At 75.0% G+C, this 15,284-nt stretch carries 18 protein-coding genes; 6 read left to right on the top strand and 12 right to left on the bottom strand.

What is annotated here, in order from left to right; translation table 11 throughout:
- The first annotated feature begins 30 nt into the window (after nt 1-30).
- Nucleotides 31-1,251, top strand: coding sequence for a cation:proton antiporter (locus ABZ898_RS12080; protein WP_361656201.1), 1,221 nt, complete (start codon nt 31-33; stop codon nt 1,249-1,251).
- Between the two features lies 1 nt (nt 1,252).
- Here ABZ898_RS12080 and ABZ898_RS12075 read toward each other — a convergent pair whose 3' ends face one another.
- The 7 genes from ABZ898_RS12075 to ABZ898_RS12045 all read right to left on the bottom strand — a co-directional run bounded on the left by ABZ898_RS12075 (nt 1,253) and on the right by ABZ898_RS12045 (nt 6,478).
- Nucleotides 1,253-1,912 (bottom strand): response regulator transcription factor, encoded by a 660-nt coding sequence (locus ABZ898_RS12075; RefSeq protein WP_361656199.1) that lies wholly within the window; start codon nt 1,910-1,912, stop codon nt 1,253-1,255.
- Nucleotides 1,909-2,856: a HAMP domain-containing sensor histidine kinase gene (locus tag ABZ898_RS12070; RefSeq protein ID WP_361656196.1), complete on the bottom strand. Its 948-nt coding sequence runs from the start codon at nt 2,854-2,856 to the stop codon at nt 1,909-1,911. The genes ABZ898_RS12075 and ABZ898_RS12070 overlap by 4 nt, the downstream gene beginning before the upstream one ends.
- A gap of 467 nt (nt 2,857-3,323) precedes the next feature.
- Nucleotides 3,324-4,214 (bottom strand): YihY/virulence factor BrkB family protein, encoded by an 891-nt coding sequence (locus ABZ898_RS12065; protein ID WP_361656194.1) that lies wholly within the window; start codon nt 4,212-4,214, stop codon nt 3,324-3,326.
- The gene (locus tag ABZ898_RS12060; RefSeq protein ID WP_361656191.1) at nt 4,204-4,785 is read right to left on the bottom strand and encodes a hypothetical protein; all 582 of its coding nucleotides are present in this window, start codon (nt 4,783-4,785) and stop codon (nt 4,204-4,206) included. The genes ABZ898_RS12065 and ABZ898_RS12060 overlap by 11 nt, the downstream gene beginning before the upstream one ends.
- Nucleotides 4,785-5,735 carry a DUF6286 domain-containing protein gene (locus ABZ898_RS12055; RefSeq protein ID WP_361656189.1) on the bottom strand — a complete coding sequence of 317 codons (951 nt, stop codon included), beginning with the start codon at nt 5,733-5,735 and terminating at the stop codon, nt 4,785-4,787. Before ABZ898_RS12055 ends, ABZ898_RS12060 begins: the two co-directional genes overlap by 1 nt.
- Nucleotides 5,732-5,917, bottom strand: a complete 186-nt coding sequence (locus ABZ898_RS12050; protein WP_361656186.1) for a hypothetical protein — start codon at nt 5,915-5,917, stop codon at nt 5,732-5,734. Before ABZ898_RS12050 ends, ABZ898_RS12055 begins: the two co-directional genes overlap by 4 nt.
- Before the next feature lie 57 nt (nt 5,918-5,974).
- Nucleotides 5,975-6,478, bottom strand: coding sequence for an Asp23/Gls24 family envelope stress response protein (locus tag ABZ898_RS12045; RefSeq protein ID WP_361656183.1), 504 nt, complete (start codon nt 6,476-6,478; stop codon nt 5,975-5,977).
- 361 nt (nt 6,479-6,839) lie between these two features.
- Between ABZ898_RS12045 and ABZ898_RS12040 the strand changes: the two genes are divergently transcribed.
- The 5 genes from ABZ898_RS12040 (at nt 6,840) to ABZ898_RS12020 (ending at nt 9,780) form a co-directional block, all read left to right on the top strand.
- Nucleotides 6,840-7,361 (top strand): sigma-70 family RNA polymerase sigma factor, encoded by a 522-nt coding sequence (locus ABZ898_RS12040; protein WP_361656308.1) that lies wholly within the window; start codon nt 6,840-6,842, stop codon nt 7,359-7,361.
- On the top strand, nt 7,358-7,987 hold the full coding sequence (locus tag ABZ898_RS12035) for an Asp23/Gls24 family envelope stress response protein (protein WP_361656180.1): 630 nt from the start codon (nt 7,358-7,360) through the stop codon (nt 7,985-7,987). The genes ABZ898_RS12040 and ABZ898_RS12035 overlap by 4 nt, the downstream gene beginning before the upstream one ends.
- Nucleotides 7,980-8,327 (top strand): hypothetical protein, encoded by a 348-nt coding sequence (locus tag ABZ898_RS12030; RefSeq protein WP_361656177.1) that lies wholly within the window; start codon nt 7,980-7,982, stop codon nt 8,325-8,327. The genes ABZ898_RS12035 and ABZ898_RS12030 overlap by 8 nt, the downstream gene beginning before the upstream one ends.
- Nucleotides 8,328-8,449: 122 nt before the next feature.
- Nucleotides 8,450-9,034, top strand: coding sequence for a sigma-70 family RNA polymerase sigma factor (locus ABZ898_RS12025; protein ID WP_361656174.1), 585 nt, complete (start codon nt 8,450-8,452; stop codon nt 9,032-9,034).
- The gene (locus tag ABZ898_RS12020) at nt 9,031-9,780 is read left to right on the top strand and encodes an anti-sigma factor (RefSeq protein ID WP_361656172.1); all 750 of its coding nucleotides are present in this window, start codon (nt 9,031-9,033) and stop codon (nt 9,778-9,780) included. The genes ABZ898_RS12025 and ABZ898_RS12020 overlap by 4 nt, the downstream gene beginning before the upstream one ends.
- Nucleotides 9,781-9,876: 96 nt before the next feature.
- Here ABZ898_RS12020 and ABZ898_RS12015 read toward each other — a convergent pair whose 3' ends face one another.
- Genes ABZ898_RS12015 through ABZ898_RS11995 form a run of 5 tightly spaced genes read right to left on the bottom strand, consistent with a single transcriptional unit; the run spans nt 9,877 to nt 15,254 of the window.
- Nucleotides 9,877-10,680 (bottom strand): DUF1295 domain-containing protein, encoded by an 804-nt coding sequence (locus tag ABZ898_RS12015; protein ID WP_361656169.1) that lies wholly within the window; start codon nt 10,678-10,680, stop codon nt 9,877-9,879.
- Complete coding sequence (locus tag ABZ898_RS12010) at nt 10,677-11,996, bottom strand: cyclopropane-fatty-acyl-phospholipid synthase family protein (RefSeq protein WP_361656167.1); 1,320 nt, start codon at nt 11,994-11,996, stop codon at nt 10,677-10,679. Before ABZ898_RS12010 ends, ABZ898_RS12015 begins: the two co-directional genes overlap by 4 nt.
- Entirely contained in the window at nt 11,993-13,273 is a 1,281-nt protein-coding gene (locus ABZ898_RS12005) for a cyclopropane-fatty-acyl-phospholipid synthase family protein (protein WP_361656164.1), read from the bottom strand. Before ABZ898_RS12005 ends, ABZ898_RS12010 begins: the two co-directional genes overlap by 4 nt.
- Nucleotides 13,270-14,001 (bottom strand): DUF1365 domain-containing protein, encoded by a 732-nt coding sequence (locus tag ABZ898_RS12000; RefSeq protein WP_361656162.1) that lies wholly within the window; start codon nt 13,999-14,001, stop codon nt 13,270-13,272. The genes ABZ898_RS12005 and ABZ898_RS12000 overlap by 4 nt, the downstream gene beginning before the upstream one ends.
- The gene (locus ABZ898_RS11995) at nt 13,998-15,254 is read right to left on the bottom strand and encodes an FAD-dependent oxidoreductase (protein WP_361656159.1); all 1,257 of its coding nucleotides are present in this window, start codon (nt 15,252-15,254) and stop codon (nt 13,998-14,000) included. The genes ABZ898_RS12000 and ABZ898_RS11995 overlap by 4 nt, the downstream gene beginning before the upstream one ends.
- Between the last annotated feature and the right edge of the window lie 30 nt (nt 15,255-15,284).

Genomic DNA, 15,284 nt, shown 5'->3' with positions numbered 1-15,284 from the left:
GCCCGTCCGCGAGGAAGGCGAAGGTGGCCCGTGGGACATGCCGACACCCTGCTCGCCCTGGGCGGCGCCTTCCTGGCCGCCGCTCTCCTCGCCCGCCTCGGCGCCCGGATCGGGGTGCCGACGATCCCGCTGTTCATCCTGGCCGGGCTGCTGCTCGGCCCGCACACCCCCGGCCTGGTCCTGGTGTCGGACCCGGGGGACTTCGAGATGCTGTCCGCGCTCGGACTCGTGCTGCTGCTGTTCTGCCTGGGCCTGGAGTTCAAGCTGGACGACCTCAGGAGCGGCGGGCGGCGGCTGCTGACGGCGGGCGGGATCTATCTGCTGCTGAACGTCGGCGCGGGCCTCGGGTTCGGGTTCGCCCTGGACTGGGGCGCGCGGGAGGCGCTGGTGCTGGCCGGTGTCCTCGGCATCTCCTCCTCCGCGATCGTCACCAAGATCCTCATCGACCTGGGCCGGATCAGCCGTCCGGAGACCCGGCTGATCCTCGGCGTGATCGTGGTGGAGGACCTGTTCCTCGCGCTGTACCTGGCCGCGCTCCAGCCGGTGATCGGCGGCGCCGAGGGGGCCGGTGAGACGGTGCTGCAGGCGGCGAAGGCGTTCGGGTTCCTGCTGGTGCTGGCCGCCGCCGCCCGGTACGGCACCCGGCTGGTGGGGCGGCTGATCCGGGTCCGCGACGACGAACTGCTGGTGATCAGTTTCCTGGGCGCGGCCGTGCTGGTGGCCGGGGTGTCGGAGCTGCTGGGCGTGGCGGACGCGATCGGCGCGTTCATGGTGGGCCTGATCCTGGCGGGCACGCCGTCGGGGCCGCGCGTGCGCGAGCTGGTGCATCCGCTGCGCGACGCGTTCGCGGCGATCTTCTTCTTCGCGTTCGGGCTGGCGCTGGACCCGGCGGGGCTCGCCTCGGTGGCGGGTCCCGTGGCCGCGGCGGCGGCGCTGACCGTCGTGATGAACGTGGTCGCCGGCCTGCTGGTCGCCCGCAGCTACGGCTATGGCCCCGAGCCCGCCGCCGACATCGCCACCACGCTCGTGGCGCGCGGGGAGTTCGCGCTGATCCTGGGCGCGATGGCGGCGAGCGCGGGGCTGGACGGGCGGCTCGCCGCGTTCGTCGCCGGGTACGTGCTGGTCCTGGCGGTCCTCGGGCCGGTCATCGCGAAGCGTGCCGATCTGCTGGCCCGCGTGATGCGGGCGGCCCGCCGGGCGCCCCCGGCTCCGGCTCCCGCCGAGGAGGCGCCGGTTCCCGCGAAGCGGTAGGTCAGGGTTCGATCAGCCCCACCCGGATGGCGTACCGCGTGAGTTCCAGACGGTCCTTCAGACCGAGTTTCTGCAGGAGGTTCGCGCGGTGACGTTCGACCGTCTTGGGGCTGATGACGAGCAGGCCGGCGATCTGCTGCGAGGTGTGGCCCTCGGCGACCAGCTTGAGGATCTCCTCCTCGCGGCCGGTGATGAGCCGGGAGGGCAGCGCGCGGCCGTCGCGCACCCGGTCGAGGTAGTCGCGGACGAGGGCGCCCACGGCACCGGGGTAGAGGAAGGGTTCGCCGCGCAGGGTGGCGCGGCAGGCTTCGACGAGGTCGCGGTCGGCGACGGACTTCAGGACGTAGCCGGAGGCTCCGGCGGCGAGGGCCTCGAAGAAGAACTGTTCGTTGTCGTACATGGTCAGGATGAGGATGCGGGTCTCGGGCTGGGTGCGGGAGAGCTCGCGGGCGGCCTGGAGTCCGGTGAGCCGGGGCATGGCGATGTCGAGGACGGCCAGGTCGGGGCGGTGGGCGCGGGCCAGGGCGAGGGCCTCGGCGCCGTCGTCGGCCTCGGCGACCACGGTGAGGCCGGGTTCGCCCTCCAGGATGAGGCGGACTCCGCGCCGTACGAGGGCGTGGTCGTCGGCGAGGAGGATACGGGCGGGGGCCGGCTCGGTCATGGGCTCTCGCTCCGGACGGGGACGGTGAGACGGATCTCGGTGCCGCCCTCGGGCCGGGTGCCCACGGTGAGGCCGGCTCCGATGAGCAGGGCGCGTTCGCGCATGCCCCGCAGGCCCGACCCCTCGGGGGCGCCCCCGATGCCCCGGCCGTCGTCGGCGAGCCGGAGTTCGACCCCGGCCGGGGTGCGGGCGAGGGCGAGTTCGGCGTTCCGGGCGCGGGCGTGGCGGGCGATGTTGGTGAGTCCTTCCTGGGCCACGCGGTAGAGGACGAGTTCCGTCCCGTGGCCGAGCGGGGGCAGGTCGGTGCCGAGGCGGTGGCGGACGGCCAGTCCGGGGCCGGAGAACTCGGCGGTGAGGGCCTTGAGGGCGCTGAGCAGGCCGAGTTCGTCCAGGACGCCGGGGCGCAGGCGGCGGGCGATGCGGCGGACCTCGTCGAGTCCGGCGCGGGTGGTCTCCTGCACCTGGTGGAGTTCCTCGCGCAGTCCGGGCGGGGCCTGGCCCGCGGCGCGGCCCAGTTCGAGGAGGACGGCGGTGAGGGTCTGGCCGACCTCGTCGTGGAGTTCGCGGGCGACGCGGTGGCGTTCGGCCTCCTGTGCGGAGAGGGCGCGGGCGCTGCTGGTGGCGCGTTCCTCCTCCAGCCGGTCGAGCATGGCGTTGAAGACGGTGATCAGCTCGGCGATCTCGCCGTGGCCGGATACGGGCGGGCGCACGCCGGGCCGGAGCAGGTCGGCGTCGGTCATCGCGCGGCTCAGGCGGTGCAGCGGGGCGAGGTTGACGCGGAGGAGGACGGCGTTGGCGACGAGCATGGCGGCCAGCCCGGCGGTGAGGATCGCGGCCTCGGTGAGCAGGACCGGGGTGGAGACGGTCACCGGGCCGAGCAGCAGGGCGGCGGCCGCGACCAGGACGACGGCGTTGAGCAGGAAGATCCGCCAGAACAGGGGCACCGCGCCTTCACCTCCTGGCGCCGGGGGCCGTCGGGCCCGTCAGCTCCAGCGTGTGCGGGGAGGGGGCGGAGCGCCATCCGTGGGGGCACCCATCCGGGTCTGCCCTAGGGGTCGGGGGTCACGGAAATGGGGGTCGTACCCGATGGTGCGGCGGGCGGTGCGGCCGGGATGCTGGGAGCGGACCGGAAGGGAGGCGCCCGATGCACGTGTACGACGAGGAGAACCTGGCTGGTGTCCGGGGGCGCTTCGCCCGGAGCGGCCGGTCCGCAGGGGCTCGTCCGGGGCCCGCGTCCCCGCCGCGCGCAGGCCACCGCTCCTTCCGTGGCCGGTGCTGGTGGCTGCTGGCGCTCGGCGGGGTGCTGCTCGCGGCGGGGATCGTGCTGCCGGACGGGCTGCTGATCGCGGTGGGGCTGGTGCTCAGCGGGGTCGCGGCGCAGGCACTGGAGCCGGCCCGCCCCCGCGCCCGCTCAGTCGGCCGGCGCCGACGACTCGGCCGTGGTGCGGCCCAGTTCGGCGGTGAACTGGGCGCCGGTGAGCAGGGCGAGGTTGGTCAGCCAGAGCCAGATCAGGAAGACCACCGAGCCCGCGAGGGACCCGTAGAGCCGGCTGTAGCCGCCGAGCACCGAGGTGTAGAGCGCGAAGCCGCCTGACACCAGAATCCACAGCGCGGCGGCGAGCACTCCTCCGGGCAGGCTGTGGCTGCGCCGCCGGGCCTGGACGGGGCCGGTGCGGAAGACGACCACGATCAGGACGACCGCGAGGCCGAGCAGGAGGGGCCAGCGCAGCAGGCGCCAGACCCAGGCGACCGTGGCGTCCAGGCCGAAGAAGCGTCCGGCGGCCTCGGCGACGGGCCCGGTGAGCAGCAGCACCAGGGCGCTGACGACGAGCAGGCCGAGCAGGCCGAGCGCGGTCAGCACGATCCGGTGGGCCTTGCGCAGCGGCGAACGGTGGTCCTCGACGCGGTGCATGCGGTGCAGGGAGCGGCGGAAGACGGCCAGGTAGCTGGAGGCGGACCAGACGGCGCTGGCGGACCCGGCGACCAGCAGCGGCCAGACGGCGGAGTCGGGGCGCAGCATGCGGCCGAGCACGTCGTGGAGTTCACCGCCGGACTCCGCGGGGGCGTAGGCGGTGACCTGGGTGATGAACCGTTCCGCCGTGCCGGGGCTGATCAGCGCGAAGGCGATCACGGTGACGAGGAGGGCGGGCAGCACGGTGAGGATGGCGTAGTAGGTGAGGGCGGCGGCGTCGTCGGACACGTCGTCGTGCCACATGGACAGGGGCGTGCGGCGCAGGGCGGTGCCCCAGTCGGTGGGCCGCGGCGGGCGGGTGGCGGCGGGGGCGTGCGGTTCAGCGGACATGCGGTACCTGGTGGGATCGGGCGCTCAGACGGACCCGGCTGCGGACGCGGTGGGGGGCCGCGGCCGTTCCGGCCCGGCCGAGCACGCGGTCGACGCCGGGAAGCACGGCGTCGGGGGTGGTGCCGGGCTGGAGCCAGAGGTGCAGCCGTACGGTGATTGTGCCGTGTCCGGCGATCACGCGGGCCCGGCAGCGGTCGACGCCGTCGAGGGCGGCCGCGTCCCGGGCGAGGGCCTCCTCCAGCGCGCGGGCCCGCACGGCGGCTCCGGGGGCGGGCAGGGCGAGCAGCGGGCGTCCGCCGCCGTGGAACTGGCGGGCGCACCACAGGGCGCCGAGCGCGGTGAGGGCGGCGGAGGCGGCCATGGCGGTGGGCGTCCACCACGCGCTGGTCCGCAGGTCGAGGAGGCGGGCGGGGCTCAGGAAGGTGCGGTCGGCGGAGGGGGCCGGCAGCCGGGCGGGCAGCCGGGCCGCGAGGGCGGGGTCGGCGGCGGCCAGCCAGACCCCGGCGGCCAGCAGGGCGAGGCCGGTGACGGCGAGGACGCCGCGGTTGAGGACGGTGCGGAAGGTCTGCATCAGCTGCCTCCGGCCGGTGCAGCGAGCACCGCGGGGGCGGGTGCCGTCCCGGCGGGGGGCGGGGTCCACACCGGCAGGGGGCGGACGGCGACGCGCAGCCTCGGCGGGCGGCGCAGCCCGCACCCGGCGAGGGCGCGGGCCGCGGCGTCGGTGATCTGTTCGCGGGCGGCGGCGCGGTCCCCGAAGGCGAGGGCGGCGCGTACGGTGACGCGGCGGCGCCGGACCCGTACGGCGACGGTGTCGACGCCCTCGGTCGCGGCGGCGGTGTCGCGCAGCAGGGCGGCCACGGCCCCGCGGTCCACGGCGACGTGCGTGGCCGGTGCCGGGGCGTGGGCGGTGAGCAGGCCGCGCCGGCCGGGGGTGACGGCGAGGACGATCAGCCAGACACCGAGCAGGGCGCAGCCGAGCGCGGCGAGGGTGACGGGCCGTTCGCCGGGTCCGTGCGCGTAGAGCCAGTGCAGGGTGCCGGTGCGCCAGGCGGCGGCCGGGCGGTGCCCGGTGTGCACGAGGATCAGGTCGGCGGCGAGGGCGCCGCAGGTCAGGGTGGCGAGCAGGGTGAGCACGCCGAGGGGGAGCCTGCGCTCGGCCCACCAGCGGCGCGGGACGCGGCCGCCGGGCGCCGTCTCGCGGGGCGGCGCCTCGGGCGGGGCCGTCCGGTCCGGGTCGAGCGCGGTGACGCCGACCCGGGCGGTGCGCACGTCGAGGCCGGTCAGCTCGCCGGTGCGGGCGGTCACGTGGTCCTGGACGCGGCGCACCGCGGGGGTGAGGGGCGCCGGGTAGGGCAGCGCGACGTCGACGGCGATCTCGGCCCGCCCGCCGCGCACGGTGGCCGAGGCGCCGGTCGTCCGCGCGGCGCGGCCGGGCAGCGCCTCGGTGACGGCGCGGCCGGCGATACGGCGGACCGCGCGGGCGGAGACCGTGGTGGTGCCGCGGTGTTCGCGGGCGGTCATCGGCGGCCCCGATCGAAGGCGTGCCGCAGATCCTCGGCGCGTCCGCCCCGGTCGAAGAAGTACCCGACCGCGTAGCCGGCCGCGCCCAGCGCGGCCACGAGCAGGAACGCGCCGAAGCCGCCGAACCAGCCCGCGAACGCCAGCGCCATGCCGGCGATCAGCCCTGTCAGCGCTCTGTCCATCTCTCCGTGCCCTTCTCGACTTCTCTTCGCTGCTGCCCCGTGCCGACCCGGGCGGGGTCAGGCCACGCGGGCGGTGCTCTCCGGCGTGCCGTCCTCGTCGTCGGGCAGGTGGACGTCGTTGATGGTCACGTTGACCTCGACGACCTCCAGTCCGGTGATCCGCTCCACGGCGTCGATGACGTTCTCCCGGACGTCGCGGGCGAGGTCGGCGATGGGTACGCCGTACTCGACAACGAGGTCGAGGTCGATGGCGGTCTGCCGCTCCCCCACCTCGACCTTGACTCCCCGGCCGACGTTGGAGCGGCCGCCGGGGACGCGGTCGCGGACCGCGCCGATGGTGCGGGACAGGCCGCCGCCCATGGCGTGCACGCCGGGGATCTCGCGGGCCGCGACCCCGGCGACCTTGACGACGACGACATCGGCGATGGAGGTCCGGCCGCGGGTGGCGGCGGGCTCGTCGGCTCCGGTGGCGCCGCCCGTGAGGGCCGTGGTGGACGCCTGGGGCTTCGTGGTGGCGGCCGCCGGGGCGGTGCCGGTGGCGGGTGCGCTCTGGACGCTCATGACCAGGTCCTCTCGATGGGCCGTACTGCTGTTCTCGCTCCGTTGGACCCGGCCGGTCCACGACTGTGACGCGGATTCCCGAATTTTCTCCGCCGAAGCCTGTCCGCACCCGGATGACGCGCGCCGCGACCTGCATCCACCTGGGTTTTCGCGCCTGAAGTGGCGGATGAGGGGAACGGCGGAAAGGTGACGTGGCGGATACCGCGTCACAAAGCAGCCTCCGAGGTGTCGAAGGTGCAGGACGACGGAGAGGAGCCGCCCGGTGCCGGGGGCCCGCAGACAGACCGCGTATCCGGAGCCGGACCGCGCGCCGGACGACACTCCGGCACGGGAGGCGACGGCGGCGCGGCCGGACGACGACCTGCTCACGGTGCGCGCGGCCGAGGGCGACGAGGAGGCGTTCGCCGTGCTGGTGCGCGAGCACGCCCCGGCGCTGGTGGGCCTCGCCACCCGGCTGCTCGGGGACCGCGCGGAGGCGGAGGACGCGGTGCAGGACGCCTTCATCAGCGCCTGGCGCCGGCTGCCGGAGTTCCAGCGGCGCTCGTCGTTCGGCACCTGGGTCTACCGCATCGTCACCAACCGCTGCCTCAACGTCCTGCGGGCCCGCCGCCCGGTGACGACACTGGAGGCAGCGGGCGAGGTGGCGGCGCCGGAGTACGACTCGCCGGAGCGGATCACCGAGGCCCGGGACGCGGTGCGCGGGATGCGCCTGGCGCTGGACCAGCTGTCGGCGGAGCAGCGGGCCTGCTGGGTCCTGCGCGAGCTGGACGGACACTCCTACGAGTTCATCGCGGACACGGTCGGCATCAGCCAGGAGGCGGTGCGCGCCCGGGTCTTCCGCGCACGACGCTGTCTGACACGAGCACTGGGGGCCTGGCGATGACCACGCACACCGACCCGCCCGACCGGTACACCGGGCCCGACGGCGACGACGAGCGGCTCGCCTGCGGGCGCCTGCTGTCAGGGGTCTGGGACGCCTGGGAGCAGGGCGCGCCCGACCCGCACCGCGCCGACTGCCCGTACTGCGCGGACGCGGTGCGCGAGCTGGCGCTGCTGGAGACGAGCGTGCGGGAGCTGCGCGAGGAGGCCGCCCCGGACGGCACCGGTTACGACGCCTCGGCGCTGACCCGGCGTGTGATGGACGTGGTCCGGATGGAGCTGCGGCCCGGCCGCCCGGTGCCGCTCGGGGACGACGACGAGGACCTGTGGGTGACGGAGGCGGTCGCCGCCCGCACGCTGCGCGGCGCCGCGGAGACGGTCGCCGGGGTGCGCGCGGGATCGTGCCGGATCACTCCGCGCCAGGCGCCCTCGCACGGCGAGGTGACGGTGCGCCTGGAGGTGCACGCACCGGTGGACGTCCCCCTGGAGGAGGTGGCCGAGCGGGTGCGGCACCGGGTGGCCGAGGCGGCCCGGCTGCGGCTGGGGCTGCGGCCCGCGTCGGTGGACATCCGGATCACCGACCTGGTGGACGTACCGGCCGGAGCCGAGGAGGAGCGGACCGATGACTGACCGCGCGCTGCGCACCACCCTCGCCGAGGAGATCGCCGCCGCCGTGGAGGCCGTGCCGGGAGTGGCGTTCCTGCGGCCGGGCTTCGGCGGGCTGCTGCGCTCGCTGCCGCACGGCGGGAGCGCGGCGGACGGGGGCCGGGCCGTGCCCTCCGGAGTGCGGGTCAGCCGTCCGGACGACGCCGGGCCGTGGCGGGTGGACATCCACCTCGTGGCGCGCGGCCACGTCCGCACCCTCGACGTGGCCCGCGCCGTGGTGCGGGCCGCCGAGGACCGGCTCTCGTGGCTGCTGCCCGGCCAGGAGCCGCCGAAGGTCACCGTGACCGTCACGGGGCTGGTCTGAGCCCGTGGTCAAATGTGCCGGGGCGACCAATCCGGGGCCGGACCGGCCCCGGATTACGCGGGGACGAGTATCGCGGTACGACGCGAGGACCCGGCCCCGGCGCAACATTGGAGAGGACAGTTGTGAAGGAAGCCGTCTACATCGGCAGGAACCCGGCAGCCGAACCGGATCTGCAGCAACTGCTGCACGAGGTGGCCCTCGGAGACCAGGAGGCGTTCGCCTCGGTCTACGACACGGTGTCCGGTTCGGTGCTCGGGGTCGTCCGGGCGGTGCTGCGCGACCAGGCGCAGTCGGAGGAGGTGGCGCAGGACGTGCTCGTGGAGGTGTGGCGCACGGCGCCGCGCTACCGGCCCGACCGGGGCACGGCGATCAACTGGATCCTCACGCTCGCGCACCGGCGCGCGGTGGACCGGGTCCGCTCGGTGGAGGCGGCGGCCGCCCGCGACACCAAGGCGGCGCTGCTGGACCGTACGCCGGAGTACGACGAGGTGACCGAGCAGGTGGAGTCCCGGCTGGAGCAGGAGCAGGTGCGGCGCTGTCTGCGCACGCTGACCGACCTCCAGCGGCAGTCGGTGACGCTCGCCTACTACCGGGGGCTGACCTACCGGGAGGTGGCGGAGGCGCTCGCGCTGCCGCTCGGCACCGTGAAGACACGACTGCGCGACGGCCTCATCCGGCTGCGCGACTGCCTGGGGGTGACCGCGTGACCATGGCCGATCCGCACACGCTGACGGGGGCCTACGCCCTGCACGCGCTGCCCGACGACGAGCGCGCCGACTTCGAGCGCCATCTGTCCGGCTGCCCGTCCTGCGCCCGCGAGGTGGAGGAGTTCGAGGCGGCCGCCGCCCGCCTGGCACTGGCCGCGGCCGTGCCGGTCCGCCCGGCGATGCGCGAGCAGGTGCTGCGCCGCGCCGGCTCGGTGCGCCAGCTCACGCCCGCCGCCGGCCCGGCGGAGCGGGTGCGCCGGAGCAGGGCTCTGGGTGCGGCCCCGGCCCGCTGGGCACTGGCCGCGTGCGTGGCCGCGGCGGCCGTGTTCGGGGGTACGGCGGTGTGGCAGTGGGAGCGCGCGCAGGACGCCCAGCAGCGGGCGGCGCAGGCGGAGCGGCAGTCGGCGGAGCTCGCCGGGGTGCTGGCCGCGCCGGACGCCCGGTCCCGCACGGTGAAGGTGGCGGGCGGTACCGGCACGGTGGTCGTCTCCGCCGCGAAGGACCGGGCGGTGTTCGTGTCGTCCCGTATGCCCGAGCCGCCGAAGGGCAAGGTGTACCAGCTCTGGTTCGACGACGACGGGACGATGCGTGACGCCGGTCTGATGGACCCCGCGCGCGCCAGCCAGAGCGTGCTGATGCGGGGCTCGGTGGACGGGGCCTCGGGCGTCGGGGTCACGGTGGAGCCGGCGGGCGGTTCGGCCCGGCCGACGACCACGCCGGTGACGGTGCTGAGCCTGCCGTCGTAGGCGGGGCACCGGACGGAGCGCGCTGAGCGCCGGACGAAGAGCGAAGGAGGGGAGCCCCGGCACGCCGGGGCTCCCCTCCTTCGTCGTGCGTCGGCGTCAGCCGCGCGGGGGCAGCGGGAAGAAGCCGCTGGTGCGGGACGCGTACTCCTGCCAGCCGGGACGGCCGGACATACGGCGCTCCAGCAGGCGTTTGCCGCTGCCGTTGATCAGCAGGTAGCTCATCACCAGCGGCGCGACGAAGGAGACGAGGGCGGGGGCGGCCCCGCCGTCGCAGGCGACGAGGAACAGGCCCCACCACACGCAGAAGTCGCCGAAGTAGTTGGGGTGGCGGGTGTAGCGCCACAGCCCCTGGTCCATGAGGCGGCCCTTGTTGGCGGGGTCGGCCTTGAAGCGGGCCTTCTGGGCGTCGCCGACGGCCTCGAAGAAGATGCCGACCGCCCACAGGGCCGTCCCGAGCCAGGCGAGCACGGAGACGGGGCCGGTCGCGTACTGGGCGGCCTGCACCGGCAAGGAGACCAGCCATACCAGGGCGCCCTGGAGCAGGTAGATCATGCGGAAGGCGTACAGGTCGCGGTTGCCCGGCGCTTTGCCGAGCAGCTCCTCGTAGCGCGGGTCCTCGCCCTGGCCCCGGCCCCGGCGTCCGATGTGGACGGCCAGCCGCAGGCCCCACACCACGGTGAGGGCGGTGACGAGGGCCCGGCGGGTGAGGTCGCCCTCGCCCGCCGACGCCCCGAACGTGGCCAGGGCGACCGCGGCGAAGGCGGCGCCCCAGGCGACGTCGACGATGCGGTGCATGCGCTTGCGGACGGCGACGGCGAAGGTGATCACCATGACGCCGAGCGCGGTGAGCGCCGCCCAGCCGAGGTTCGCGGCGAAGGAGCCCCAGGCGAAGCCGCTCACCGCTCCCCCAGGTTCCGGTACCAGTCGGCGGCCTCGGACAGGTCCAGGCCGCTCTCGCCCGCGCCGGAGCGGCGCACGGAGAGGATCTGGTCGACGCCCATGCGCCCCTCCTCGAAGGCGAGCGCGCCGCCGACCAGGTACAGCCGCCACACGCGGGCCGTCTCCTCGCCGACCAGGGCGACGAAGTCGTCCCAGCGGCTCTCCAGCGTCTCGTACCAGGCGCCGACGGTGCGCACGTAGTGCTCGCGCATGGATTCCGTCGAGCGGACCTCCAGGCCGGCCGCCTCCAGGAGGGAGACCGTGTCGCCGAGGGGGCGCATGTGCATGTCGGGCGCGATGTACGCCTCGATGAACGCGCCGCCGCCCGGTGCGACGGTGCCCCGGGACATCTGCTGCACCAGCACCCGGCCGCCGGGGCGGACCATGCGGTGCAGGGAGGCGGCGAAGGCGGGGTACTCGGCGTCGCCGACGTGCTCGCCCATCTCGACGGTGGCGACCGCGTCGTAGGCCGAGCCGGTGATGTCGCGGTAGTCCTGGCACACCACCTCGACCAGGTCCTCCAGGCCGCGTTCGCGCACCTGCTCACGGACGTGGGCGGCCTGTTCGCGGGCCAGGGTGACGGCGGTGACCTTCACCTTGTGCTGTTCGGCCGCGTACAGGGTGAGCGATCCCCAGCCGCAGCCGATGTCGAGCAGCCGGGCGCCGGGGGTGAGGCCGAGCTTGCGGCAGATCAGTTCCAGCTTGGCGCGCTGGGTGTCGGCGGGGTCGGCGTTCTCGCCGGCCTCGGCGGTCCAGTAGCCGCAGGAGTAGGCCATGGTCTCGTCGAGCAGGAGGCGGTAGAAGTCGTTGGACAGGTCGTAGTGGTGGCTGATCGCGGCGCGGTCGCGGGCCTTGGTGTGGCGTCCGCCGCGCAGCCGGGCCTGGGAGGCGGGCGCGGGCGGGCGGGGTCCGACCACGCCGAGCCGGGTCGCCTCCGCGACGGCGCGCAGGCGGTCGGTCAGGCCGAGCGCGGGGGCGTGCGCGCCCCGCTCGCGCGCGGAGCGCCAGGCGGCGCGCAGCCCCTCGGCGAGGTCGCCCTCGACGTCGAGTTCGCCGGTGACGTAGGCCTGGGCGAGGCCGAGTTCCCCGGGCTGCCAGAGCAGCCGCCGCAGGGCCCGCCGGGAGCGCAGTACGACGACGGGGGCGCCGGCCGGGCCGGTCTCGCTGCCGTCCCACGCGCGCAGCCGGACCGGCAGCGGGGCGCCGAGCGCGTCCTCGACGAGCGCGGCCAGCCGGTGTGCGGCGCCTGCGCGGACGGGGGTGCGGGCGTCGGTCATCGCGTGGACTCCTTGGTGAGCAGGTACTGCTGGACATCGAGGTAGCCGGAGCGGAATCCGGCCTCGGAGTAGGCGAGGTAGAAGGTCCACAGGCGGCGGAAGACGGCGTCGAAGCCGAGTTCGGCGACGTCCTCGGCGCGCTCGGTGAACCGTTCGCGCCACAGCCGGAGGGTCTCGGCGTAGTGGGCGCCGAAGGCGTCGCGGCGGGTGACGGCGAGACCGGTGTGCTCCCTGACGGTCTCGTCGACCGCCTCGACGGAGGGCAGCAGGCCGCCGGGGAAGATGTACTTCTGGATCCAGGTGTGGGTGTCGCGGGAGGCGAGCATCCGGTCGTGCGGCATGGTGATGGCCTGGAGGGCGACGCGGCCGCCGGGGGCGAGCCGGTCGTCGAGGGTGCGGAAGTAGACGGGCCAGAACTCGGCGCCGACCGCCTCGATCATCTCCACGCTGACGATGGCGTCGTAGGTGCCCCGCGCCTCGCGGTAGTCGCACAGCTCGATGGAGACCCGGTCGGCGAGGCCCGCCTCGCGCACCCGCTGCCGGGCGAGGTCGCGCTGTTCGCGGGAGAGGGTGAGCGAGGTGACGTGGGCGCCGCGGGCGGCGGCGCGCAGGGCGAGTTCGCCCCAGCCGGTGCCGATCTCCAGCAGCCGGGTGCCCTCGCCGACCTCGGCGAGGTCCAGCAGCCGGTCGATCTTGCGGTGCTGGGCGGCGGCGAGCAGGGAGTACTCGGCGGGGAAGCCCCGGAAGACGGCGGAGGAGTAGGTGAGGGTGTCGTCGAGGAAGAGGGCGAAGAGGTCGTTGGACAGGTCGTAGTGGGCGCTGATGTTGTCGCGGGCGCCGCTCGCGGTGTTGCGCTGGGCGGCGGGCTGCCGCAGTGCCCACAGCCGGCGCAGCCGCTGGAGGGGGGCGGGGACGAGTTCGGCGGCGTGGGAGGCGAGCACGGTGAGCGCGCCGACCAGGTCGGGGGCGTCCCACTCCCCCGCCATGTACGACTCGCCGAAGCCGATCAGGCCCGTGGTGCCGATGCGGGCGTGGAAGGCGTCCGGGTCACGCACCTCTATGAGCGGTCCGCCCAGGCCCAGGGTGGTGCCGTCGGGAAAGCGGACCCGCAGCGGCAGCCTGCCCAGGGCGTGCCGTACGACGGCGGCGGCGACGGTACGCACCGGCCGGGACGCCTTGGGCACGGTGGCCACGTCGGGCCAGCGGCCGGCGTCCACCGGGGCCGGGACCGCGGCTTCCTCGGTCCTGGTCGTGGGGCGGGGGTGGGCTGTGGTCATGTGGCGTTCTCCGGGTCGTGGCGGACCTGGCGCGGCTGCACCGGCAGGCCCCTGAGGAACAGGCGTATGCCGTGGAAACGGATGGCGGCCGACACCGCGAGGGTCGACCAGGGGTGGCGCAGGGCCAGGCGCAGCAGCGCGCCCGGTGTGGCCGGGCGGCGGGTGCCGTGCACGCCGGCGGTGAAGGGCGGGCTGCCGGGCCGGTCCAGGCGCAGGGACAGCTGGAGGCGGTCGCCGGGCAGCGGGAGCCGCATGTGGTAGCGGCCGTCCACGGGATAGAAGGGCGAGACGTAGAACTCCTTGTCCACGTCGGCCTTCCCGGCCGCGTCGGTGTGGAGCAGGTAGGCGTGGCGGCCGCCGTAGGTGTTGTGGACCTCGGCGACCACGCAGCGGGGGCGGCCGTCGGCGTCGTGGCACCAGTAGAGAGTGAGGGGGTTGAAGACGTGGCCGAGGACGCGGGCGTGGGTGAGCATGACGACGCGCCCCCCGTCGAGGTCGATGCCGTGCTCGGCGAGGAAACCGTCGAGCGCGGCCCGGATAGAGGGGGCGCGGCCGGTGAAGTGGTCGCGGGCCCGGAAGCGGGCCAACGGCCTCAGGGGCAGGGGGAGTTCCGGTATGTGGTCGATGTCGATCAGCCACATGTACGTGCGGTGGCGCAGCGCGTGGCGCACGGGGGCGCGGCGCGTGTGCCGGATGACGCACGGGTAGAGGGCGGGTGCCCCGGTCACCAGGTCACCCCCAGGGCATCGGCGGCCGCCACGCCGCTGCGGCAGCCGTCCTCGTGGAACCCCCAGCCGTGGTAGGCGCCGGCGAAGGCGGTGACCGAGGTGGCGAGTTCCGGCAGCCGCCGCTGGGCGGCGACGGACTCGGGGGTGTAGACGGGGTGTTCGTAGTTCATCCGGGCGAGGACCCGCGCGGGGTCGACGCGGTCCTCGCCGCCGAGGGTGACGAGGTGGCGCTGGGAGGCGTCGAGACGCTGGAGCCTGTTCATGTCGTAGGTGACGCGTACCCGGTCGGAGCCCGTCGAACAGTTCGGCATGAGGTAGTTCCAGGAGGCGCGGGCGCCCGCGGCCCTGGGCAGCAGGGCGGCGTCGGTGTGCAGCAGAGTGGTGTTGCGGGAGTAGCGGAAGGCGCCGAGCACCTCCTTCTCCTCCGCGGTGGCGTCGCCGAGCAGGCGGAGCGCCTGGTCGGGGTGGACGGCGACGACGACGTGGTCGTAGGACTCGGTGGTGCCGTCGTGCGCGGTGATGTCGACGCCGTCGGCGTGGCGCAGGACGCCGCGGACCGGGGTGCCGGTGCGCACCTCCTGGATCTCGGCGGCCACCTTGTCGACGTAGCTGCGTGAGCCGCCGGTCACGGTCCGCCACACGGGTGAGCCGGTGACGGCGAGCATGCCGTGGTGGGCGAGGAACCGGAAGAGGTAGGCGGCCGGGTAGTGCTGCGCGGTCTCGGCGTCGCAGGACCAGACGCAGGAGACCAGCGGGGTCATGAAGTGGGACCGGAAGTACGGGGAGAAGCCCGCGCGGTCCAGGAACTGCCCCAGGGTGAGGGTGGAGTCGCCCTCGTGCTCCAGCAGGGCGCGGGCGGCCCGGTGGAAGGCGGGGACCTCGGCCAGCATGCGCAGGTAGGGGCCGCGCAGGAGGTTGCGGGGCTGGGCGAGCAGTCCGCGGACGCCGCGCGCGCCGGCGTACTCCAGTCCGCAGCCCTCGCAGCGCACGGACATGCTCATCTCCGACTCCTGCGTGGCGACGCCGAGTTCGCGGAAGAGGCGGAGCAGGTTCGGGTAGGTGCGCCGGTTGTGCACGATGAAGCCGGAGTCGACCCGGTGGATTCGGCCGTCCGGGGCTATGAGGTCGTGCGTGTGGGCGTGCCCGCCGAGGCGGTCGTCTGCCTCGTACAGGGTGACGTGGTGGGCCCGGCTCAGCACATGTGCGGCGGTGAGTCCGGCGACTCCGCTGCCCACGACGGCGGTTCGGCGCATCGAGCGGTTCCTTCCAGGGATCGGGGTGTC

Origin of the sequence: Streptomyces sp. NPDC046860, from assembly GCF_040645115.1 — a bacterium.
Classification (GTDB): domain Bacteria; phylum Actinomycetota; class Actinomycetes; order Streptomycetales; family Streptomycetaceae; genus Streptomyces.
The sequence above is the reverse complement of the archived record's forward strand: the minus strand, read 5'-3'. Positions and strand labels throughout refer to the sequence as shown.